Genomic DNA, 21,175 nt, shown 5'->3' on the forward strand with positions numbered 1-21,175 from the left:
CGACGCGCCTCAGGCGAACAGCGCGTCGAGTTCGCCCAGGCTCACGCGAGGTCCAGGGGTCGCGCCCTTCCGGCCCGGCTCCGGGGTCCGGGCGTCGACCACGGCCATGCACGCGAGTGCCTCGGGCGTCAGGAACCGGCTGGGCTTCGCCTGCACATGCCGGGCGGTGAATGCGGTCGGATGCGTCGGGAGCGTCGCCGGGGCATAGACGCTCAGTGCGTCGCGCGCACGGGTGAGCCCCACGTAGAACAGGCGTCGCTCCTCCTCCAGGCCGGCGTGCGAGGTGAGGGCCATATCGGACGGCATCGCGCCGTCCGTGGCGCGGAGGAGGTGCACGTGCGACCACTCGAGGCCTTTGGCCGAGTGGATCGTGGACAGCGTCACCCAGTCCTCGTCGAGATGCGGCTGCGCGGCCCAGTCGCCCGCCCGCGTCACCGGATCGATCGCCTGGTCGCCGACGAAGGTGCGGAGGTCGCTCTGACGTCCCGCCGCCTCGGCGATCTCCTGGACGTCGGAGGCCCTGCGCTGCCAGTCGGGGTAGTGCTGCTCGAGCAGACCAGAGACGGCGTCGTGGCAGGCCTCGACGAGCTCGGACACGGGAGACTCGGCATCCACGACACCGAGCAGCGAGAGTGTGGTGGCGAGCCCGACGCGGGCGGTCGGCGGAGCGGCGGCGATCGCCTCGGATCCTCCCGCGATGCCCTGATCCGCCAGGATGCCCGCGAGGCGCCGCGCGCTGACCTTGCCGAGGCCGCGGTGCCGTGTGAGCAGCCGGTACCAGGCGATCTCGTCGGCCGGGTTGAGCACGACGCGGAACGCGGCGAGGAGGTCTCGCACATGCGCGGTCTCGAGATATCCGATGCCGCCGAACTTGACGAACGGGATGTCGCGGACCTTGAGCTCCACCTCGAGCATCGCGCTGTGCGAACCCGTGCGCATCAGCACCGCCTGCTCGCGCAGCGGCACGCCGTCGGCGTGCACGGCGAGGATCCGGTCGGCGACCGCGCGGGCCTCCTCATCGGCGTTCTCGCACCGCACGAGCTCGGGGCGGGGTGCGGCTCCCGCGCGGTCCGCGACGAGCCTGATCGGGAAGTCCTCGGGGCGGGCGGCGTTGGCGAGGTCGAGGATCGGCTGCGTGGAGCGGAAGTTCCGCTCCAGGCGGATGAGCGCGGCGTCCGGGTGATCGTCCAGGACCTCCTGCAGCTGTCCCGCGCCGGCGCCGCGGAAGCCGTAGATCGCCTGCGCGTCGTCGCCCACGACGGTCAGCCCGCGCCCATCGGGAGCCAGGCCGCGCACGATGTCGGCCTGCACGCGGTTCACGTCCTGGTACTCGTCGACGAGCAGCCAGTCCCAGCGCGCGCGCAGCCTCGCCCCCACATGGGGATCGCGCACGAGCGCGCGCCACGCGACCAGCAGATCGTCCAGGTCGAGCAGTCCACGCGCCCGTTTGCGTTGCGCATAGGCGCGGAGGAGGCCCATGATCTCGTCCGCATGCCCGAGTGCCCACGGGAACTGCTCGGAGATCACCTCGCGGCCGGGCTTCTCCAGGCTCACGGCGCGAGAGGCGATGTCGGCCATCGCCCGGCTCGTGGGCATCCGCCGGTCGGTGCCGTCCAGTCCGTGCTCGCTGCGCAGGAGATCGAGAAGGTCGATGACATCATCAGGCGCCAGCACAGTGACGTCGGCCAGCCCGAGATGCTGCGCGTACTCGGCGACGACGCGGTGCGCCACGGCGTGGAACGTCCCGCCCGCGATGCGCTGAGCGAGCGCCGTGTCGCCGACCATCGCCGCCGCCCGCGCGGTCATCGCCGCGGCCGCGCGCCGGGTGAACGTGAGGAGCAGGATCCGCTCCGGCGGCACGCCGGTGTCGATCAGCCGGGCCACCCTGCTGGTGAGCACGCGCGTCTTCCCCGTTCCGGCGCCGGTGGCGACGACGAGCGGACCCTCGCCGTGCTCGACGGCGCGCCGCTGCATCTCGTCCAGCTCTTCGATCACGTCTGCGCTGCTCACGGAGGCGACGGTATCCGGCGCCTCGGACATCGACGCAGGCGGGGAGCGGATCCCTCATGCGCCACGCCCGGCCGACGAGCGCTGTCCGTGGTCGGCCCGCCGATCGGGTATGCTCTTTACCTGTGCCTCAGGCACGGAAAAACCCCTAGGGGCGATTGGCGCAGTTGGTAGCGCGCTTCCTTCACACGGAAGAGGTCGTCGGTTCGAGTCCGGCATCGCCCACCACGGAGAGCCCCTGGTCGAGATCAGGGGCTCTCGTCATTCCCGGTGCCCCGCGTGCATCGCTCCTGTAACCTGTGAGTTGCAGGAGGGCTCTCGCCGGGACTCTCCGGAGCGCTACAGGAGGCACATCCATGGGGAGCACCGACCGCACGGGGCCCGCCGTCGTCGACGAGACGGCATTCGCCGTGAGGCGGAGCATCACGATCGCCGCGCCCGTGGCGAAGGTCTGGCGCGCGATCACCGAGCCGGAGCACCTCTCGCTCTGGTTCGGGCGCACCGTGCTCGACGGTGACGGCGCCGGCACCATGACCTTCGAGGGACACGGTGCGGTCCCGATCCGGATCGAGTCGATCGATGCGCCGCGCTCGGTGACGTATCGCTGGAGCAATGACAACGCCCTCGGACGGATGCCGGTCGAGCTCGATGAGGCCCGCTCGACGGTGTTCACCTTCACGCTCGAGGCAGAGGGGGAGGGGACGCGGCTCACGGTCGTCGAGTCGGGCTTCGAGCGGACGTCGGATCCGCTCGTGAACCTCGAGCGCCACAGGGAAGGCTGGAACCTCGAGCTCGACAAGCTCATCGATCTGTTCGGGGGCCGCGGATGACCGTGTCGCTCGTCTCGGTCTTCGCGGCGCTGGGGGACGAGACGCGATGGAGCATCCTCGCCGCTCTCGGGGACGGGGATGCATCGGCATCGGCTCTCGCCGAGCGGTTCCCCGTGTCGCGCCAGGCCATCGCGAAGCATCTGACGGTGCTCGCGGATGTCGGCCTCGTGGAGCCCGTCCGCGTGGGGCGGGAGGTACGCTACCGCGTCGTCGGCGCGGAGCTCGACGCGACCGCGCGGCGGCTCGATGAGATCGGTCGTCGATGGGAGAGCCGGCTTGCGTCGATCAAGGAGATCGCCGAGAAGCTGTAGCCGATCCTCTCCTTTCTGCAATGCAATGGTTGCAGTAACTGTTCCGAATGTGCAATCCTGAAGTTGCACAACAATACGGAACGGGAGGCGGCATCATGCTGCTCGAGAACAAGGTCGCGGTGATCCACGGCGGTGGCGGATCGATCGGCGCCGCAGCGGCGCGGGTCTTCGCGCGAGAGGGTGCGAGGCTGTTCCTGGCCGGTCGATCGCTGCCCCGGCTCGAGGCCGCGGCATCCGCCGCCAGGGCTGCGGGCGGGGAGGTCTCGATCGCTGTCGTCGACGCCATGGACCAGGCCGCCGTCGACCGTCACGTGGACGATGTCGTCGCGGACGCGGGGCGCATCGACGTGGCGCTCAACGCGGTCGGCTTCGATCATGTGCAAGGGCTGTCGATCGGCGAGACGTCGCTCGACGACTACCTGCACCCGGTCGTGGGTTACCTGCAGACGAACTTCGTCACGGCGAAAGCCGTGTCGCGGCACATGATCGCCCAGCGCGGCGGCGTCATCCTGACGGTCTCGACGCCGGGGGCCCGTCTGACGGGACGGGGGCTGATCGGCAATGCGGCGCAGTCCGCGGGGCTCGAGGGCTTCTCCCGCGCCCTCGCCGGCGAACTGGGGCCCGACGGGGTGCGGGTCGTGTGCGTGCGTCCGCACGCGATCGCCGACGCGATGGAGACGTCCTACACGCGGGAGATGTTCGGTCGCATCGCGGCGGCCGGCGGCATTGCGATGGGGGATTGGATCGACGGTCTCGCCGGCACGACGCTGCTCGGGCGTCTCCCGGTGCTCGACGAGGTGGCGGAGTACCTCGCCTTCGCCGCATCCGACCGCGCCGCCTCGATGACGGGCGCGATCGCGAACCTGTCCGCGGGTGCTCTCGTCGACTAGTCCAGCGATGGGGTCAAGGGGGCTCCGGAGGGGGCGCGCGACGCTCGCGATCCCTCCGGAATCCCGCTGGACACGCCCGAGAACGGGCCCCGGTTTGGCGAAGCCCCGAACCTCGGCTAATGTATTTCAAGTGCCCGGGACACCGGGGAAAACACAAAACGCGGATGTAGCGCAGTTGGTAGCGCACAACCTTGCCAAGGTTGGGGTCGCGAGTTCGAGTCTCGTCATCCGCTCCAGTGCAGGAGCCCCTTCGGGGCTTCGGCATGTGGGTTCGAATCCACATGGTGGTGTGGCCGAGAGGCTAGGCACCGGCCTGCAAAGCCGTTTACACGGGTTCGAATCCCGTCGCCACCTCGCTTCTCATAAACTGAATAGCCTGAACAGGCGCGATTGGCGCAGCGGTAGCGCGCTTCCCTGACACGGAAGAGGTCACTGGTTCGATCCCAGTATCGCGCACAACAGAAACCCCCGGTTCTCCCGGGGGTTTTGTCGTACCCGGCGGGTGCCGCCGATGCTCGGCGCGCGAGGGTGTCTAGCCTGGGCGCATGCGGAAGTCCGTTCTTCTCGTGCCCGCAGCGGCGGGAGCGTTCGCGGCGCTCGCCTTCCTGCTCTGGGGCGAACTCGTCTCTGAGCGCGCGAGTGCGCGCGGGCTCGAGACGGGCCGCGACGGCGCCCGGCGCGCCGTTCTCGTGCTGGGATACGGCAACCGCGGACCACGGGCCAACGCCGTGAACCGCTTCCGGGTGCGCGCAGGGCTGCGCACGGTGCGCGGCGTCGACGATGTGCTGATCTTCTCCGGCGGTGCGGTGCGAGGGGCGGAGCCGGAAGCGGAGATCCTCGCCCGCTACGCCGCCGCTCAGGGATATCCCGGACGGATCCTCCTCGAGACCCGAAGCCGCTCGACGGAGGAGAACATCCGCAACTCGATCGCTCTGCTCGAGGAGGCGGAGGAGATCGCCATCGTCTCGAATGCGCTGCACGCGGAACGCGCCAGGGGACTGCTGCGCGCGCGACGCCCGGATCTCGCCCGCCGGCTCATCCGCGCGGAGGACTACCGGTTCGGCGAGATCCCGGTCATCAAGGCTGTCTCCGCCGCGCTCGCACTCGTCGAACGTCGCAGGAGCCGGCAGGGCCCCGGCTCGCGCTAGGTTGGACGCTGCGCATCCCAGGGGTCGGATGTCCGAGGGTTTGGGGGAAGCATGACGAACGCGGTCGAGCGGTACCGGCACGGGCTGAGCCCGATGCGCGGGCGCGCACAGCATGAGCAGCACCGGGCGGCGACCCCGCTCGAAGCGCTCTACGACCTGGTCTTCGCTGCGGCGTTCGGCGTCGCCGGAGTTCAGCTGGCTGAGGGCGTCGATGCCGGGCACGGGGGCGCGGCGATCGGAGCCTTCGCCTTCGCGGTCGCCGCGATCATCTGGGCATGGATCAACTTCTCCTGGTTCGCGTCGGCGTTCGACACGGACGACTGGCTGTTCCGGGTATTCACGATGGTGCAGATGGCGGGCGTCATCGTGCTCGCGATCGGCCTGCCGGCCATGTTCGACTCGCTCGAGGGGCACGGCGCCTTCGACAACAGGGTCATGGTGTCCGGATACATCGTGATGCGCGTCGGGCTCCTCGCCCAATGGCTGCGCGCCTCTCGCGACCCCGCGTATCGCCGGCACGCGCTCACCTACGTCCTGTTCGTGGCGGTCGCCCAGGTCGGCTGGATCATCGTGGCCTGGGCTCCGCTGCCGCTCGGCGCCGCCTTCGCGGCTGCCGCCGCGTGCTGGCTGATCGAACTGGGCGGGCCGATCGTCGCCGAGCGCAAGGGCCAGGGCGCACAGCGCGGGACGCCGTGGCATGCGCACCACATCGCCGAGCGCTATTCGCTCCTGACGATCATCGCGCTGGGCGAGACCGTGATCGGCACGCTCGCCGCGGCGCAGGAGGTGTCTCACGATCAGGGCTGGAGCGGAGACGCCGTCGTCGTGATCGGCGCCGGCGTCGCGATGACCTTCGCCCTGTGGTGGTCCTACACGATGATGCCGTCGGGGCCGATCCTCGCGGTGCACCGGAACCGCTCGTTCGTGTGGGGCTACGGGCACGCGTTCATCTTCGCGAGCGTCGCCGCCGTCGGCGCCGGACTGCACACGATCGGGTTCGCCTACCGGCATGAGAATCCGCTCGCGACGCCCGTCGTGATCCTCATGATCGCGGTCCCGGTGATCGTCTTCATGGTCTCGATCTCGCTGCTGCACTCCTACCTCGTGCATTCGCTCATGAAGGGGCTGCCGCTGCACGCCCTGGCGATGATCCTGCCGCTTCTGGGGATCGTGCTGGCCTTCGCAGGCCTCCCGTTGTGGGCCTGCCTGCTCGTCGTGCTCGCGGGTCCCGTCTTCGTCGTGGTCGCGTACGAGGCCGGGGGATGGCGGCTCGCGCAGCGGCACCTCGACGAGGCGCTGAACCGCGCCGTGGACGGCGCGCCGGAGCGGGCGGCGTAGGATTCTCCTATGGACTTCGCCCGGCTGACGCACGCGACCGCGGTCGCGGTCGCCGGCACGCGAACTCTCAGGGCCTGAGCGGGCAGGGCGCCATCGCGCCCGAAGCTGAGCCGAGACCATCGCCAAACTGGAGAACTTCCTTTGTCTGAGAACCCTGCGTCCGCCCCTGAAATGCCGTCCTACCCGTGCGACGGCTTCGCGCTCTACGGCGCGAACGGCCCCTTCAGCGATCGCTCTGTGGTCGCCATGCTCGTCAACGGGCAGCAGAAGGACCTCGCCGCCCTCGTGCACGAGGACGACGACGTGCAGCCCATCACGATCGACAGCCCCGAGGGCCTCGCGATCCTGCGCCACTCCACGGCGCACGTGCTGGCGCAGGCCGTGCAGCGCATCAAGCCGCAGGCCAACCTCGGCATCGGCCCGCCGATCACCGACGGCTTCTACTACGACTTCGGCGTGGACACCCCGTTCACCCCGGAGGACGTCAAGGCGATCTCCAAGGAGATGCAGCGCATCCAGCGCGAGGGTCAGCGCTTCGTACGCCGCGTCGTGAGCGACGACGAGGCGCGCGCCGAGCTCGCCGACGAGCCGTTCAAGCTCGAGCTCATCGGCCTCAAGGGCCCCGGCGCCGACAAGACCGAGGGCGCCTCGGTCGAGGTCGGCGAGGGCGAGCTGACCATCTACGACAATGTCGCCAAGGACGGCGAGGTCGTCTGGAAGGACCTCTGCCGCGGCCCGCACCTGCCCAGCACCCGCATGATCGGCAACGGCTGGGACCTCACCCGCATCGCCGCCGCCTACTGGCGCGGATCCGAGAAGAACCCGCAGCTGCAGCGCATCTACGGCACGGCCTGGCCGACGAAGGACGAGCTGCGCGCCTACCAGCAGCGCCTCGAGGAGGCCGCCAAGCGCGACCACCGCCGCCTCGGCAAGGAGCTCGACCTCTTCTCCTTCCCGGACGAGATCGGATCCGGCCTGTCGGTCTGGCATCCGCGCGGCGGCATCATCCGCGGCGAGATGGAGCAGCATGCACGTCGTCGGCACATCGCCGCCGGGTACAACTACGTGTACACGCCGCACATCTCCAAGGAGGACCTGTTCCTCACGTCCAACCACCTCGTCACCTACCGCGACGGCATGTTCCCGCCGATCCGGATCGACGAGGACCGCGACGACGAGGGCAACGTCACCAAGCAGGGCGTCGACTACTACCTGAAGCCGATGAACTGCCCGATGCACATCCTCATCTACAAGGAGCGCGCGCGCAGCTACCGCGACCTGCCGCTGCGGCTGGCGGAGAACGGCACCGTCTACCGCTATGAGCTGTCCGGCGCGCTGCACGGGCTCACCCGCGTGCGCGGCTTCACCCAGGACGATTCGCACCTGTTCGTGACGCCGGATCAGCTGGAGACCGAGGTCACCAAGGTCCTCGAGTTCATCCTCTCGATGCTGCGCGACTTCGGGCTCAGCGACTTCGAGCTCGAGCTCTCGATGCGGGACGACGAGAAGGACAAGTGGATCGGCTCCGACGAGTTCTGGGACTACTCGACGAACGCGCTCCGCAACGTCGCACTGGCGTCCGGACTCAAGCTCACCGAGGTTCCGGGCGAGGCCGCGTTCTACGGCCCGAAGATCGACCTGAAGACCACCGACGCGATCGGGCGCGTGTGGCAGCTCTCCACGGTGCAGGTCGACCCGAACCTCCCGGAGCGGTTCGGACTCGAGTTCACCGACAAGGACGGGCAGAAGAAGCGCCCGATCATGATCCACCGCGCGCTGTTCGGCTCGATCGAGCGGTTCTTCGCGATCCTGCTCGAGCACTACGCGGGCGACTTCCCGCTGTGGCTCTCTCCGGTGCAGGTCATGGGCATCCCGGTGGCGGACGAGTTCGCGGACTACCTCGATGACGCCGTCGCGGCCCTCCGTGAGGCAGGGGTCCGCGCGGAGGTCGACCACTCCGACGAGCGCATGCAGAAGAAGATCCGCAACCACACCACGGGCAAGGTCCCGCTCATCCTCATCGCGGGGGAGCAGGACCGCGCGGCCGGCACGGTGTCGTTCCGCTTCCGCGACGGGACTCAGGAGAACGGCGTGCCGCTCGCCGAGGCCGTCGACCGCGTGCGCCGGGCGATCGAGAGCCACGCGCTGATCCAGACGGCGGGCGACCTGGCATGAGCCTCGACGGGGGCGCCGCCCAGGACGCGCAGTTGGAAGACGCCGCGCACCTGGCCGGCGTCCCCGACGAGTTCCAGCGCCTCTGGGTGCCGCACCGGATGACGTACATCCAGGCGGGGCCGGAGCCGCTGCGCGAGGAGTGCCCGTTCTGCGAGGCGCCGAAGCATCCCGACGAGGAGCGACTGATCGTCGCTCGGGGGCGCACGGCGTACGTGCTCCTGAACCTCTTCCCGTACAACTCCGGCCACCTGCTGGTATGCCCGTACCGCCATATCGCGACCTACGACGAGGCGACCGCGGAAGAGGTCGCCGAGATCGGCGCGCTCACGCAGACGGCGATGCGCGTGCTCACGGCGACCTCGCGCTGCGACGGCTTCAACATCGGCATGAATCAGGGCGCCGTCGCCGGAGCCGGCGTGGATGCGCATCTGCATCAGCACGTGGTGCCGCGCTGGAACAGCGACGCGAACTTCTTCCCGATCATCGCGAAGACGAAGGCCCTGCCGCAGCTGCTCGGCGACGTGCGGAACACCGTCGCGGCCGCCTGGCCCGCCTGAGCCTCTCCCCGGGGCCGTTGAGCGAGCTCCGGCTGCGCCGATGCTCGCTCGACGACCGCGGGGAAGGAACGGCGGTCAGCGCACCTGCCGGGCCTCGAACTGCCGCGGAGGGTTGGCGTATGCCTCCTGCGCCGGGATGAGCTGCAGTTCGCGCTCTCCCGACTCGAGGGTGAGCTTCAGCAGCTCGAACACGCTCGACACGGTCAGCTCCAGGGCCGTCTTGGCGTCGCCCGTGCGCACGTAGTGCGCAGTGAAGAGAGCGGCGGTGACGTCGCCGGATCCGTTCGCCTTCATCGGCAGGTGCGGGGTGGCGACGAGCCAGGCGCCCTTGTCGTCCACGGCCAGCATCTCGATCGTGCCCTCTTCGCGATCGGGACGTTCGACGCTGGTCACCAGCACGGTGTTCGGGCCCATCGCGCGCGCGACGTCGACGGAGGCCAGCGTCGACTCGAGCGTGTCGGGCTCGGTGTCCGTGAGGAAGCCCAGCTCGAACTGGTTCGGGGTGATGATGTCGGCCACGGGCACGACCTTGTCCCGCAGCAGCACCGGGATCGCCGGGGCGACGAAGCACCCGGACTTGGCGTTGCCCATGACCGGGTCGCAGGCGTACACCGCGTTCGGGTTGGCCGCCTTGACCTTCGCCACGGCATCGACGATCACATCGCCGATGCCCTCGCCGCCCTGGTAGCCGCTCAGGACCGCATCGACCTCGCCGAGCACACCGCGCTCCTCGATGCCGGTGACGACCTCGCGCACGTCATCGGGGGCGATCAGCGGGCCGCGCCAGGCGCCGTAGCCCGTGTGGTTCGAGAAGTTCACCGTGTAGACGGGGAGCACCTCGACGCCGATGCGCTGCAGCGGGAACACCGCGGCGGAGTTGCCGACATGGCCGTACGCGACGGCGGACTGGATGGAGAGCACCTTCAGCATCCTTCGATCCTCTCACCTGAGAGGGGGCGCCCCCGCCGCTGTCTGCACGGTGCCGGTTTGCATTGCAGACAGCGTATGATCTGTCCTATGACAGAACTTGCACCCGAATCGACCACCGGAACCGGTCGCGTCAAGCGCGGCCTCGCCGAGATGCTCAAGGGCGGCGTCATCATGGACGTCGTCACCCCGGAGCAGGCGAAGATCGCCGAGGATGCCGGCGCGGTCGCCGTCATGGCGCTCGAGCGAGTCCCCGCCGATATCCGCGCCCAGGGCGGCGTGTCGCGCATGAGCGACCCCGACATGATCGACGGCATCATCTCGGCCGTGTCGATCCCGGTCATGGCCAAGGCGCGCATCGGCCACTTCGTCGAGGCGCAGGTGCTGCAGGAGCTCGGCGTCGACTACATCGACGAGTCCGAAGTGCTCTCGCCCGCCGACTACGTCAACCACATCGACAAGTGGGGCTTCACCGTGCCCTTCGTCTGCGGTGCGACCAACCTGGGCGAGGCGCTGCGCCGCATCACCGAGGGCGCCGCGATGATCCGCTCCAAGGGCGAGGCCGGCACGGGCGACGTCTCCGAGGCGATGAAGCACATCCGTACGATCCGCGGCGAGATCGCGCGCCTCACGACACTGTCGAAGGATGAGCTGTACGTGGCGGCCAAGGAGCTGCAGGCGCCGTACGAGCTGGTCGCCGAGGTCGCCGAGAAGGGTGCGCTGCCGGTCGTCATGTTCGTGGCCGGGGGAGTGGCGACCCCTGCCGACGCCGCGATGATGATGCAGCTCGGCGCCGACGGCGTGTTCGTCGGATCCGGCATCTTCAAGTCGGGTGACCCGGCTGCGCGCGCCGCCGCGATCGTCAAGGCGACCGCCGCCTACGACGATCCCGCCGTGATCGCGCAGGTCTCCCGCGGGCTCGGCGAGGCCATGGTCGGCATCAACGTGTCCGACCTGCCTGCACCGCACCGCCTCGCGGAGCGCGGCTGGTGACAGCCCCCGTGCGGATCGGCGTGCTCGCGCTGCAGGGCGATGTGCGCGAGCACGCCGCGATCCTCACCTCGCTCGGGGCGGAGGCGGTTCCCGTCCGCCGCCCCGAGCAGTTGGACGGGCTCGACGGACTGGTCATCCCCGGCGGCGAGTCGAGCGTGATCGACAAGCTGTCCCGGATCTTCGGCGTACGCGAGCCGTTGCGGACCCTCATCGCCGACGGCCTGCCCGTGTACGGCACGTGCGCGGGCCTGATCCTGCTCGCGGACGAGATCGAGGGCGCGATCGACGGCCAGCTGACCTTCGGCGGCCTCGACGTCACCGTCGCCCGCAACGCGTTCGGCGGGCAGGTGGAGTCCTTCGAGACGGAGCTCGTGGTCACAGGGATCGATGAGCCGGTGGAGGCGACGTTCATCCGGGCGCCGCTCATCACCCGCGTCGGGCCCCGTGCGACGGCGATCGCGGCACTGCCGGACGGCGGTGTCGTGGCGGTGCAGCAGGGCAACCTGCTCGGCACGAGCTTCCACCCGGAGATGAACGGCGAGACGCGCCTGCACGCCCGGTTCCTGGAGCTGGTGGCGGCGCGGCGGTCGGCCCTGGCGGCGTAGTCTCGCTGTTCTGCGCCCCGTTCGTCGGTGCCGCGGGCGCGGATCTTCTAGAATGGACGATGCCCTGGCGGGATGGACCGCGGGGCTGATACGAGCGGGAGACATATGTCCGGGCATTCCAAGTGGGCCACGACCAAGCACAAGAAGGCCGTCATCGACTCGCGCCGTGCGAAGTCGTGGGCCAAGCTCATCAAGAACATCGAGGTCGCCGCGAAGCTCGGCGGCGCTGATCTCGCGGGCAACCCGACGCTCTTCGATGCGGTGCTCAAGGCCAAGAAGACCTCCGTCCCGAAGGACAACATCGACCGCGCCATCAAGCGCGGCGCGGGCATCGGCGGCGAGTCGGTCGAGTACTCCTCGATCATGTACGAGGGCTACGGCGCGCACGGTGTGGCGCTCATGATCGAGTGTCTGACCGACAACAAGAACCGCGCGGCGGCCGAAGTGCGCACCGCGCTCAGCCGCAACGGCGGCACGCTCGCCGACCCCGGCAGCGTCGCCTACAACTTCACCCGCAAGGGCGTCATCGTCGTCGAGGGTGAGAACACCACCGAGGACGACGTCATGATGGCGGCCCTCGAGGCGGGCGCGGAGGAGATCGAGCCGCACGCGCAGGGCTTCGAGATCATCACCGACGCCTCCGACCTGGTCGCGGTGCGCACCGCGCTGCAGGAGGCAGGCATCGAGTACGAGTCGGCCGACGTCGAGTTCGTCCCGAACCTCAAGGTCGAGATCGACGCCGAGGCGGCGCGCAAGATCTTCCGGCTCATCGACGCGCTCGAGGACAGCGACGACGTGCAGAACGTCTACGCGAACTTCGACCTCACCGCCGAGGTGCAGGCCGAGCTCGAGAACGAGGAGTAAGCCGAGAGACCCTTCGATGGCCGCGCCAGAGATCGTCCCGTACGATCCGGCGTGGCCATCGGTCGCTTCGGGCTGGATCCGGCGGATCCGTGAGGCGTTCGTGCAGGCCGGTATCCCCGTCGCGGGATTCCAGCACATCGGATCCACCGCGGTGCCGGGCCTCGCCGCCAAGTCGTACCTGGATCTGCAGCTCCTCGTACCGGCGATCCCCGATGAAGCCGCGGTCGGCACGGCGCTCGGGCCGCTCCAGATCGAGAGGGCCCGCGGATCCCGGCCCGATTCGCCAGGGGTCGACGTCGACACTCCTCGGCCCGGATCCGACCCGCGTCACCATGAGAAGCTGCTCTACTTCCGAGAGCTGGATCAGGCGGGCCCTGTGCAGGGGATCATCCTGCATATCCGCCGCGCCGACTCGCCGTTCGCCGACTTCGTCGTCGCCTTCCGCGACTGGCTGCGCGCGGATCCCGCAGCGCGTGCGGAGTACGAGCGGCTGAAGCGGTCCCTCGCGGAGGAGAACGCGGACGCCGACGACTACGACGACTACACGAGGGCGAAGACCGCCTTCATGGACCGCGCCCAGACGGCGATGGGCTGGCCGCGCGCCTCGGCGCCGAGCGGCGGAACCGCGCCTAGCCTGGAGGCATGACGGGAGTACGGCGGGTTCTGGGCATCGACCCCGGTCTCACGCGCTGCGGCGTCGGCGTGGTCGACGTCGATCCGATGCGCCGCGGCACGCTCGTTCATGTGGGCGTGATCCGCACGCCGGTGGACGCGCCGATCGGGGAGCGGCTCGCGGCGGTCGCCGCAGGAATCCGTGCGGTGATCGCGGAGCACGAACCGGATGCCGTGGCCGTGGAGCGCGTGTTCGCCCAACAGAACACGCACACCGTCATGGGGACCGCGCAGGCCAGCGGCGTCGCGCTGCTCATCGCCGCCGAGCATGGCCTCCCCGCCGCGACGCATACGCCGAGCGAGGTCAAGGCGGCGGTGACGGGCTACGGCTCGGCGGACAAGAAGCAGGTGCAGGCGATGATCGCGCGCATCCTGCGACTCGATGCGCCACCGCAGCCCGCCGATGCGGCCGATGCCCTCGCGATCGCGCTCTGCCACGCATGGCGCGGTTCCGGCGCGGCAGGCGGAGCGGGTGAAGGCGGCGCGCAGACGCCGGCGCAGAAGGCATGGGCTGACGCCGAGCGTGTCGCTCGAACATACCTACGAGCACGTGCGTAGACTGCTTTCATGATCTCCTCCCTGCGTGGCACCGTGCTGTCCGCGACCATGGATTCCGTCATCATCGAGGTCGGAGGAGTCGGCTTCTCCGTCGCCGTGCCCGGCGACGTCGCGCACACCGCCCGGGTCGGACACGAGCTGCGCCTGCACACGTCGCTGATCGTGCGCGAGGACGCCCTGTCGCTCTACGGCTTCGCGGATGCCTCCGAGCTCGAGGTCTTCGGGCACCTGATCTCGGTCACGGGCGTGGGGCCGAAGTCCGCCCTGGGCGTGCTCTCGCACCTCTCCGTCGACCAGATCGCCACCGCGGTCGCCGCGGACGACGACGCTCCGTTCCGTCGCGTGTCCGGGATCGGACCGAAGACCGCCAAGCTCATCGTCGTCCAGCTCACGGGAAAGCTGCAGCCTCCGGCAGCCGCGCCCGTGGCGGTCTCGATCCCCGACGAGATCAGCACGCAGCTCATCGCCGCCCTCATCGGCCTCGGGTGGTCCGAGCGCGTCGCCGCCGAGGCCGCGGAGCGGAGCACCACCGAGGCGAGCGAGACCGAGCGCGGATCCGTCTCGCTCCTGCTGCGCCGCACGCTCGCGACCCTCGGGCCCGCCCAGGGCGGAGCCGCGCGTGGTTGAGTTCCACGATTCCGGCGAGGCCGTCGACGAGGCCGAGCTCGCGATCGAGGGCGCACTGCGACCGGCGAGCCTGGACGAGTTCGTCGGACAGCACAAGGTCCGCGGGCAGATGAAGCTCCTGCTCGAGGCCGCGCGGATCCAGGACCGTCCCGCCGACCACATCCTGCTGTCCGGTCCTCCCGGACTCGGCAAGACGACGCTGGCGATGATCGTGGCGCACGAGAGCGGGCGGCCGCTGCGCATGTCCAGCGGTCCCGCGATCCAGCACGCCGGCGACCTCGCGGCGCTGCTGTCGAGCCTCACGCCGGGGGAGGTGCTGTTCATCGACGAGATCCACCGGATGGCGCGCTCCGCAGAGGAGATGCTGTACCTCGCGATGGAGGACTTCCGCATCGACATCATGGTCGGGAAGGGTGCAGGGGCGACGAGCATCCCGCTCGAACTCGCCCCGTTCACTCTCGTCGGCGCGACCACCCGCTCCGGACTGCTGCCGAATCCGCTGCGCGACCGCTTCGGCTTCACCGCGCATCTGGAGTACTACGAGGCGGATGAGCTCGAGCGCGTCGTCGAGCGCTCCGCCGTCGTGCTGGGCGTCGGCGTCCCGGCTGTGGCGCGCGCGGAGATCGGCCGGCGCTCTCGCGGCACCCCTCGCATCGCCAACCGCCTGCTGCGGCGCGTGCGCGACTACGCGCTCGTGCACGGCGGGGGATCCTCGGCCTCCGTCGAGGACGTGCGAGCGGCCCTGGAGCTCTACGACGTCGACCGGATCGGCCTGGACCGACTGGACCGCGCGGTGCTGGACGCGATCGTCCGACGCTTCCGCGGCGGCCCCGTGGGCCTCAGCACCCTCGCCGTCTCGGTGGGCGAGGAGGCGGACACGATCGAGAGCGTCGTGGAGCCCTACCTCGTGCGGATCGGCTTCCTCGGCCGCACGCCCCGCGGGCGCATCGCGATGCCCGAGGCATACGCGCATCTCGGCGTCGCGCACCCCGAGGGGGCCGCGTTGTTCGATGACCTATAATCGCTGGAGACTTTCACTGTCCCCACCCTTCTGCGCACCCACCATCGGCGCGCGCCCCGAAAGGCACCTCTTCGCATGAATCTCGCGACCTTCTTCTCGCAGTACGGTCTGTTCTTCGTCCTGGCCATCCTGCTCGTCTTCATGGTGTTCTCCACCCGCCGTCGCAACAAGCGCATGAAGGAGGAGCAGGAGAAGAAGGCCACGCAGACCATCCCCGGCGCCAAGGTGCTGCTGCAGGGCGGCATCTACGGCACGATCGTCGAGTTCGACGCCGAGAACCTGGACCGTCCCGCCCGCGTCGAGATCGCGCCCGGCGTGGTCATCGAGGTGCACTCGCAGGCGATCCTGCGCATCGTCGACGAGGAGCAGAACGCGCCGGCCGTCGAGGACACGCACACGCCGCTCGACGAGCAGACCCCGCTGGACGAGCAGACGCCGCTCGACGAGCGCGCCAAGGACATCCGCATCGAGTCGGCCGAGGAGACCCGCGCCCGCCTGGAGCGCGAGGCCGACGACAAGAACTGACGCGGTCCGCGCTCGGCGCAGGACCTCCCTCCGGACAGACCGTCCCCCTCAGAAAGCGAAGAACCTTCGTGGCATCGTCTTCTCCCGTCAAGCACGCCTGGCGGGTCCTGCTCGGCCTGCTCATCGCCATCGGCGTGCTGTTCGGCCTGAACGCGCTCGGCGTGTACGGCTTCGGCAAGAGCTCCTGGACCCCTCAGCTGGCCCTGGACCTGCAGGGCGGCACGCAGATCATCCTCAGCGCGCAGACCGCTGACGGCAAGGATCCGAACGCCGACCAGCTCACCCAGGCGGCGCAGATCATCCGTCAGCGCGTGGACGCGTCGGGCGTCGGGGAGTCCGACATCACGACCGAGGGCGGTCGCAACATCGTCGTCCAGATCGCCGGCAAGGCGGACGAGGCCACGCGCAACCGGATCCAGGCGAGCGCCAAGATGGAGCTGCGCGCGGTGCTCGCGGCCACGGCGCCTTCGACGTCCTTCGTGGGCGACGACGGCAAGTCGACGCCCTATCCGACGCCGGCGCCGGACCTCGCGTCCACGCCGTCGCCGTCGCCGACCGACGGCAGCGACATGTCCTGGGTCACGCCGAAGCTGCAGGCCGAGTTCCTCTCCTACGACTGCAAGACCAAGCGCGACGCGGCGAAGCAGCCGACGGATCAGCCGCTCATCGCCTGCGACAGCAGCGATCAGGCCAAGTACCTGCTCGGCCCGGTCGAGCTGGACGGCACGTCGATCAAGGACGCCACCGCGGGCCTGAACCAGCAGAACGGGCAGTGGGAGGTCAACCTGACCTTCGACGGCAAGGGCACCGACGCGTTCGGCAAGGTCAGCCAGCGCCTCTACGCGTTCACGCAGCAGGGCCAGACGCCGCGCAACCAGTTCGCCTTCGTGCTGGACGGATCCGTCATCTCCGCGCCGACCATGAACGGCGTCATCCTCGACGGACGTCCCTCCATCAGCGGCTCGTTCACGCAGGAGACGGCCAAGAGCCTCGCGGACCAGCTCAAGTTCGGCGCGCTGCCGCTGAGCTTCACCGTGCAGAGCTCCGACACCATCTCCGCCACCCTCGGATCCCAGCAGCTGCAGATCGGCCTCATCGCCGGTCTCATCGGCCTCGGGCTCGTCGCGATCTACTCGCTGCTCAGTTACCGCGCGCTCGGTTTCGTGATCATCGCGTCGATCGGCGTGATGGCGGTCATCACCTACGTCCTGATCTGCATCCTGGGCTGGCGGATGGGCTTCCGCCTGTCCCTCGCAGGCGTCGCCGGTCTGATCGTGTCGATCGGATTCACGGCCGACTCGTTCATCGTCTACTTCGAACGAATAAGGGACGAGCTGCGCGACGGCAAATCCATCACCGGCGCGGTGGAGGACGGCTGGAGCCGTGCCAAGCGCACGATCTACATCTCCAAGTCGATCAACATCCTCGCCGCGGTGGTGCTGTACATCCTCGCCGATGCGACGGTGAAGGGCTTCGCGTTCACGCTGGGTCTGACCACGCTCATCGACGTGCTGATCTTCGTCGTGTTCACGCACCCGGTGATGCAGATCCTGGCCCGCACCCGCTTCTTCGGCAACGGCCACCCGCTGTCCGGCATGGACCCCGAGGCGCTCGGCGCGGTGTACCGCGGACGCACGGAGTACCGCGCGGTGGTGACCGCTTCCCAGGGCAAGGCGGCCCGTGCCGGCCGCTCCCGCGGTGAGGCCGAGCGACGCCAGACCATCGCCGAACGAAAGCGCGCGGAGTCCCTCGCCTCCGCGGACCAGGGCGCGAGCCGGAACGGAGAGAACGACTGATGCGCTCCATGAACGAGTTCGGCAACGACCTCTACTCCGGCAAGACCTCGTTCCCGTTCGTCGGGAAGCGGCGCGTCTGGTTCATCATCGCGATTCTGCTCGTGGTCGGATCCGCCCTCGTGCCCCTGTTCCGCCCGGTGCAGTTCTCGATCGAGTTCACCGGCGGCTCGCAGTTCACGGTCGAGGCGCCCTCGAACCGCAACCAGGACATCGCTACGACCGCGGTGCGCTCGGTGCTGCCCAACGTCACCACCAAGGTGACCACGGTCAACAACCGCGACATCCGCGTGCAGACGGCCCAGCTGAAGGACGAGCAGCAGAGTCACGACGTGGCCGCCGCTCTCGCCAAGGCCTACGGCGTCGCCGACGACAAGGTGAACACGTCGTTCATCGGCCCCAGCTGGGGCGAAGGCGTGACCCGGCAGTCGCTGTGGGGTCTCGCGATCTTCCTCGCGCTGACCTTCCTGATCCTCGCCATCTACTTCCGCACCTGGAAGATGTCGGCGGCCTCGATCCTCGGCCTCCTCGACGTGCTCGTGATCACGGTGGGCGTGTATGCGCTGGCGGGCTTCGAGATCTCCCCGGCGGCCGTCATCGGCTTCCTGACGATCCTCGCCTACTCGCTCTACGACACCACGGTCGTGTTCGACAAGATCCGTGAGAACACGAGCGAGGAGGGCACCAAGTCCTCGCGTACCTTCGGCGAAGCCGTGAACCTCGCGGTCAACCAGACCCTGATCCGGTCGATCAACACCGCGGTCATCGCGGCGCTGCCGGTCGGTGCGATCCTGTTCATCGGCGCCTTCTGGCTCGGCGCGCAGACGCTGACCGACATCTCGCTCTCGATCTTCGTGGGCATCATCGTCGCCGCGTACTCCACGCTGTTCGTCGCCGCACCGCTGTACTCGCTGTTCCGCGAGAACGAGTCGGGGATCCGCGAGCACGACAAGCGCGTTCTCGCCGCGCGGGAGCGCGCCACGGTCAGCGCGGTGGAGGTCTGACCCGCCGATGCGTCCTGCCGTTCCGGGCGCTTGTAGGATGATCTGCCTGGAGGTCGGATGAGCGAGGTCGGGACGACGCCGGGGGCGCCGGCGCAGGGTTCGAGTCTGCGCAGGCTCGTGCCCCGGATCTTCTCGCGCGCGCCTCGGATCAACGATCTCGACAACCTCATCCGCACGGTTCGGCAGAACCATCCGCGCGGCGACCTCGCGATCATCGAGCGCGCCTATGCCGTCGCGGCGGAGAAGCACGAGGGCCAGAAGCGGCAGAGCGGCGAGCCCTACATCACGCACCCGCTCGCGGTCGCGCAGATCCTCGCCGACCTCGGGCTCGGGCCTCGGGCGATCGCCGCCGCGCTCCTGCACGACACGGTCGAGGACACCGGCTACGCGCTCACCGACCTCACCGCGACATTCGGCGACGAGGTCGCCATGCTCGTGGACGGCGTCACGAAGCTCGACAAGGTCAAGTACGGCGACAGCGCCCAGGCCGAGACCGTCCGCAAGATGATCGTCGCGATGTCCAAGGACATCCGCGTGCTGATCATCAAGCTCGCGGACCGCCTGCACAACGCCCGCACCTGGGGCTTCGTCCCGCCGGAGAAGGCGGCGAAGAAGGCCACCGAGACGCTCGAGATCTACGCGCCGCTCGCGCACCGCCTCGGAATCCAGGCGATCAAGTCGGAGCTCGAGGACCTGTCCTTCGCGGTGCTGCACCCGAAGATCTACGCGGAGATCGACAGCCTCATCAAGCAGCGCACGCCGCAGCGGGAGAAGTACATCCGCGAGGTCGTCGACGCGGTCGAGAGCGACCTGCGCGACCTCCGCGTGCGCGGCAAGGTGGCCGGTCGGCCGAAGCAGCTGTACTCCGTCTATCAGAAGATGGTCGTGCGCGGACGTGAGTTCGACGACATCTACGACCTGATCGGGATCCGCGTGCTGGTCGGCACGGTCCGCGACTGCTACGCGGTGCTCGGCGCCATCCACGCGCGCTGGACGCCGCTGCCCGGCCGCTTCAAGGACTACATCGCCACCCCGAAGTTCAACCTCTACCAGTCGCTGCACACCACGGTGATCGGCCCCGGCGGTCGCACCGTGGAGATCCAGATCCGCACCCACGAGATGCACCAGCAGGCCGAGTTCGGCGTCGCGGCGCACTGGATGTACAAGGAGCGGATGAACGGAGGCGGCAAGGGCTCCACGGCCGATGCCGACATGACCTGGCTCGCGCACATCTCCGACTGGCAGGCGGAGACCGCCGACCCCAGCGAGTTCCTGGACTCGCTGCGCTTCGAGATCGGCGCGAAGGAGGTCTACGTCTTCACGCCGAAGGGGCGCGTGATCGGGCTTCCCTCCGGGGCGACCCCGGTCGACTTCGCATACGCCGTGCACACCGAGATCGGGCATCGCACGATGGGCGCCAAGGTCAACGGCCGCCTCGTGCCGCTGGAGACCGCGCTGAACAGCGGCGACGTGGTCGAGGTGTTCACCTCGAAGAACCCCGACGCCGGTCCCAGCCAGGACTGGCTGACCTTCGTCAAGAGCACCCGCGCGCGCAACAAGATCCGCGGCTGGTTCACGAAGGAGCGCCGCGAAGAGGCGATCGAGCAGGGCAAGGAAGCCATCGCGCGCGCCATGCGCCGGCAGAACCTGCCGCTGCAGCGCCTGATGAACCAGGACTCCTTCGCCGAGGTCGCGCAGCAGCTGCGCTACGAGGACGTCTCGGCGCTGTACGCCGCGGTCGGTGAAGGGCACGTGTCCACCCAGTCTGTGCTGGAGAAGGTCACCGCGCTCATCTCCACGACCGAGGACACCTCGACCGGTGCGATCGACCTCCCCGCCCACGGGCGAAGCCGCGCTCCGCGCGAGGGCGACTCCGGAGTCCTGGTGCGCGGCGCCGCGGACATCCTCGTGAAGCTCGCGAAGTGCTGCACGCCAGTGCCGGGCGATGAGATCGTCGGGTTCGTGACGCGGGGGAGCGGCGTGTCCGTGCACCGCTCCGACTGCGTGAACGTCAAGGCCCTGTCGGTCGAGAAGGATCGGATGGTCGACGTCGAGTGGGCGCCCACCACGCGCAGCATCTTCCTCGTGCAGATCCAGGTCGAGGCGCTGGACCGTGCGGGCCTGCTGTCGGACGTCACCCGGGTGCTCAGCGAGCACCACGTGAACATCCTGTCCGCGACGGTGCAGACCACCAACGATCGTCTGGCACTGAGCCGCTTCGTCTTCGAGATGGGCGACACGGTGCACCTGGACCGCGTGCTGAACGCCGTACGCCGGATCGACGCCGTCTACGACGTCTACCGCGTCACCTCGTCCTGAGCGGAGATCCC

General features: G+C 69.2%; 20 protein-coding genes and 4 tRNA genes. 22 read left to right on the plus strand and 2 right to left on the minus strand.

The window, feature by feature from the left end; translation table 11 throughout:
- Nucleotides 1–9 precede the first annotated feature (9 nt).
- On the minus strand, nt 10–2,010 hold the full coding sequence (locus ACIPY5_RS01330; RefSeq protein WP_400965776.1) for an ATP-dependent helicase: 2,001 nt from the start codon (nt 2,008–2,010) through the stop codon (nt 10–12).
- Between the two features lie 149 nt (nt 2,011–2,159).
- Between ACIPY5_RS01330 and ACIPY5_RS01335 the strand changes: the two genes are divergently transcribed.
- From ACIPY5_RS01335 to ACIPY5_RS01385, 11 genes are all read left to right on the plus strand, one after another.
- A tRNA-Val gene (locus tag ACIPY5_RS01335) sits at nt 2,160–2,235 on the plus strand.
- 128 nt (nt 2,236–2,363) lie between these two features.
- The gene (locus ACIPY5_RS01340) at nt 2,364–2,837 is read left to right on the plus strand and encodes an SRPBCC domain-containing protein (protein ID WP_400965779.1); all 474 of its coding nucleotides are present in this window, start codon (nt 2,364–2,366) and stop codon (nt 2,835–2,837) included.
- The gene (locus tag ACIPY5_RS01345) at nt 2,834–3,148 is read left to right on the plus strand and encodes an ArsR/SmtB family transcription factor (RefSeq protein WP_400965782.1); all 315 of its coding nucleotides are present in this window, start codon (nt 2,834–2,836) and stop codon (nt 3,146–3,148) included. The genes ACIPY5_RS01340 and ACIPY5_RS01345 overlap by 4 nt, the downstream gene beginning before the upstream one ends.
- 95 nt (nt 3,149–3,243) lie before the next feature.
- Nucleotides 3,244–4,038, plus strand: a complete 795-nt coding sequence (locus ACIPY5_RS01350; protein ID WP_400965785.1) for an SDR family NAD(P)-dependent oxidoreductase — start codon at nt 3,244–3,246, stop codon at nt 4,036–4,038.
- A 160-nt stretch (nt 4,039–4,198) separates the two neighbouring features.
- A tRNA-Gly gene (locus ACIPY5_RS01355) sits at nt 4,199–4,274 on the plus strand.
- Nucleotides 4,275–4,321: 47 nt separating this feature from the next.
- Nucleotides 4,322–4,392 (plus strand) — tRNA-Cys (locus tag ACIPY5_RS01360).
- Between the two features lie 30 nt (nt 4,393–4,422).
- Nucleotides 4,423–4,494, plus strand: a tRNA-Val gene (locus ACIPY5_RS01365).
- Between the two features lie 89 nt (nt 4,495–4,583).
- Nucleotides 4,584–5,186 carry a YdcF family protein gene (locus ACIPY5_RS01370; protein WP_400965787.1) on the plus strand — a complete coding sequence of 201 codons (603 nt, stop codon included), beginning with the start codon at nt 4,584–4,586 and terminating at the stop codon, nt 5,184–5,186.
- 51 nt (nt 5,187–5,237) lie between these two features.
- Nucleotides 5,238–6,524, plus strand: a complete 1,287-nt coding sequence (locus ACIPY5_RS01375; RefSeq protein WP_400965789.1) for a low temperature requirement protein A — start codon at nt 5,238–5,240, stop codon at nt 6,522–6,524.
- 171 nt (nt 6,525–6,695) lie between these two features.
- A complete protein-coding gene (gene thrS, locus ACIPY5_RS01380; RefSeq protein ID WP_400965793.1) occupies nt 6,696–8,699 on the plus strand; it encodes a threonine--tRNA ligase in 2,004 nt (667 codons plus the stop codon).
- Nucleotides 8,696–9,256: an HIT family protein gene (locus tag ACIPY5_RS01385; protein WP_400965795.1), complete on the plus strand. Its 561-nt coding sequence runs from the start codon at nt 8,696–8,698 to the stop codon at nt 9,254–9,256. Before thrS ends, ACIPY5_RS01385 begins: the two co-directional genes overlap by 4 nt.
- A 75-nt stretch (nt 9,257–9,331) precedes the next feature.
- Here ACIPY5_RS01385 and pdxY read toward each other — a convergent pair whose 3' ends face one another.
- Complete coding sequence (gene pdxY / locus ACIPY5_RS01390; protein ID WP_400968434.1) at nt 9,332–10,183, minus strand: pyridoxal kinase PdxY; 852 nt, start codon at nt 10,181–10,183, stop codon at nt 9,332–9,334.
- Between the two features lie 90 nt (nt 10,184–10,273).
- Here pdxY and pdxS point away from each other — a divergent pair, with 90 nt between their 5' ends.
- The 11 genes from pdxS to ACIPY5_RS01445 all read left to right on the plus strand — a co-directional run bounded on the left by pdxS (nt 10,274) and on the right by ACIPY5_RS01445 (nt 21,164).
- Entirely contained in the window at nt 10,274–11,176 is a 903-nt protein-coding gene (gene pdxS, locus ACIPY5_RS01395; RefSeq protein ID WP_400965798.1) for a pyridoxal 5'-phosphate synthase lyase subunit PdxS, read from the plus strand.
- Nucleotides 11,173–11,781, plus strand: a complete 609-nt coding sequence (gene pdxT, locus ACIPY5_RS01400; protein WP_400965799.1) for a pyridoxal 5'-phosphate synthase glutaminase subunit PdxT — start codon at nt 11,173–11,175, stop codon at nt 11,779–11,781. The genes pdxS and pdxT overlap by 4 nt, the downstream gene beginning before the upstream one ends.
- A gap of 105 nt (nt 11,782–11,886) precedes the next feature.
- Nucleotides 11,887–12,645: a YebC/PmpR family DNA-binding transcriptional regulator gene (locus ACIPY5_RS01405; protein ID WP_400965802.1), complete on the plus strand. Its 759-nt coding sequence runs from the start codon at nt 11,887–11,889 to the stop codon at nt 12,643–12,645.
- A 16-nt stretch (nt 12,646–12,661) separates the two neighbouring features.
- Nucleotides 12,662–13,291: a GrpB family protein gene (locus tag ACIPY5_RS01410; protein ID WP_400965805.1), complete on the plus strand. Its 630-nt coding sequence runs from the start codon at nt 12,662–12,664 to the stop codon at nt 13,289–13,291.
- The gene (gene ruvC / locus ACIPY5_RS01415) at nt 13,288–13,875 is read left to right on the plus strand and encodes a crossover junction endodeoxyribonuclease RuvC (RefSeq protein WP_309337381.1); all 588 of its coding nucleotides are present in this window, start codon (nt 13,288–13,290) and stop codon (nt 13,873–13,875) included. Before ACIPY5_RS01410 ends, ruvC begins: the two co-directional genes overlap by 4 nt.
- Nucleotides 13,876–13,884: 9 nt before the next feature.
- Nucleotides 13,885–14,502 (plus strand): Holliday junction branch migration protein RuvA, encoded by a 618-nt coding sequence (gene ruvA, locus ACIPY5_RS01420; protein WP_400965809.1) that lies wholly within the window; start codon nt 13,885–13,887, stop codon nt 14,500–14,502.
- Nucleotides 14,495–15,523 carry a Holliday junction branch migration DNA helicase RuvB gene (ruvB, locus tag ACIPY5_RS01425; protein ID WP_400965812.1) on the plus strand — a complete coding sequence of 343 codons (1,029 nt, stop codon included), beginning with the start codon at nt 14,495–14,497 and terminating at the stop codon, nt 15,521–15,523. The genes ruvA and ruvB overlap by 8 nt, the downstream gene beginning before the upstream one ends.
- A gap of 75 nt (nt 15,524–15,598) precedes the next feature.
- Nucleotides 15,599–16,048, plus strand: a complete 450-nt coding sequence (yajC, locus tag ACIPY5_RS01430; protein ID WP_400965814.1) for a preprotein translocase subunit YajC — start codon at nt 15,599–15,601, stop codon at nt 16,046–16,048.
- A gap of 68 nt (nt 16,049–16,116) precedes the next feature.
- A complete protein-coding gene (gene secD, locus ACIPY5_RS01435) occupies nt 16,117–17,844 on the plus strand; it encodes a protein translocase subunit SecD (RefSeq protein WP_400965817.1) in 1,728 nt (575 codons plus the stop codon).
- On the plus strand, nt 17,844–18,845 hold the full coding sequence (secF, locus tag ACIPY5_RS01440; protein ID WP_309337393.1) for a protein translocase subunit SecF: 1,002 nt from the start codon (nt 17,844–17,846) through the stop codon (nt 18,843–18,845). Before secD ends, secF begins: the two co-directional genes overlap by 1 nt.
- A gap of 57 nt (nt 18,846–18,902) precedes the next feature.
- Nucleotides 18,903–21,164 (plus strand): bifunctional (p)ppGpp synthetase/guanosine-3',5'-bis(diphosphate) 3'-pyrophosphohydrolase, encoded by a 2,262-nt coding sequence (locus ACIPY5_RS01445; protein WP_309337396.1) that lies wholly within the window; start codon nt 18,903–18,905, stop codon nt 21,162–21,164.
- Nucleotides 21,165–21,175 lie beyond the last annotated feature (11 nt).

Origin of the sequence: Microbacterium sp. NPDC089698 (genome assembly GCF_044749045.1) — a bacterium.
In the GTDB taxonomy this organism is placed as follows: domain Bacteria; phylum Actinomycetota; class Actinomycetes; order Actinomycetales; family Microbacteriaceae; genus Microbacterium.

Excerpts from the sequence above, each read along its gene's own strand:
- ACIPY5_RS01340 (WP_400965779.1), top strand. The coding sequence starts at position 2,364 with ATGGGGAGCACCGACCGCACGGGGCCCGCCGTCGTCGACGAGACGGCA.
- ACIPY5_RS01345 (WP_400965782.1), top strand. The coding sequence starts at position 2,834 with ATGACCGTGTCGCTCGTCTCGGTCTTCGCGGCGCTGGGGGACGAGACG.
- ACIPY5_RS01350 (WP_400965785.1), top strand. The coding sequence starts at position 3,244 with ATGCTGCTCGAGAACAAGGTCGCGGTGATCCACGGCGGTGGCGGATCG.
- ACIPY5_RS01370 (WP_400965787.1), top strand. The coding sequence starts at position 4,584 with ATGCGGAAGTCCGTTCTTCTCGTGCCCGCAGCGGCGGGAGCGTTCGCG.
- ACIPY5_RS01375 (WP_400965789.1), top strand. The coding sequence starts at position 5,238 with ATGACGAACGCGGTCGAGCGGTACCGGCACGGGCTGAGCCCGATGCGC.
- thrS (WP_400965793.1), top strand. The coding sequence starts at position 6,696 with ATGCCGTCCTACCCGTGCGACGGCTTCGCGCTCTACGGCGCGAACGGC.
- ACIPY5_RS01385 (WP_400965795.1), top strand. The coding sequence starts at position 8,696 with ATGAGCCTCGACGGGGGCGCCGCCCAGGACGCGCAGTTGGAAGACGCC.
- pdxS (WP_400965798.1), top strand. The coding sequence starts at position 10,274 with ATGACAGAACTTGCACCCGAATCGACCACCGGAACCGGTCGCGTCAAG.
- ACIPY5_RS01405 (WP_400965802.1), top strand. The coding sequence starts at position 11,887 with ATGTCCGGGCATTCCAAGTGGGCCACGACCAAGCACAAGAAGGCCGTC.
- ACIPY5_RS01410 (WP_400965805.1), top strand. The coding sequence starts at position 12,662 with ATGGCCGCGCCAGAGATCGTCCCGTACGATCCGGCGTGGCCATCGGTC.
- ruvC (WP_309337381.1), top strand. The coding sequence starts at position 13,288 with ATGACGGGAGTACGGCGGGTTCTGGGCATCGACCCCGGTCTCACGCGC.
- ruvA (WP_400965809.1), top strand. The coding sequence starts at position 13,885 with ATGATCTCCTCCCTGCGTGGCACCGTGCTGTCCGCGACCATGGATTCC.
- yajC (WP_400965814.1), top strand. The coding sequence starts at position 15,599 with ATGAATCTCGCGACCTTCTTCTCGCAGTACGGTCTGTTCTTCGTCCTG.
- secF (WP_309337393.1), top strand. The coding sequence starts at position 17,844 with ATGCGCTCCATGAACGAGTTCGGCAACGACCTCTACTCCGGCAAGACC.
- ACIPY5_RS01445 (WP_309337396.1), top strand. The coding sequence starts at position 18,903 with ATGAGCGAGGTCGGGACGACGCCGGGGGCGCCGGCGCAGGGTTCGAGT.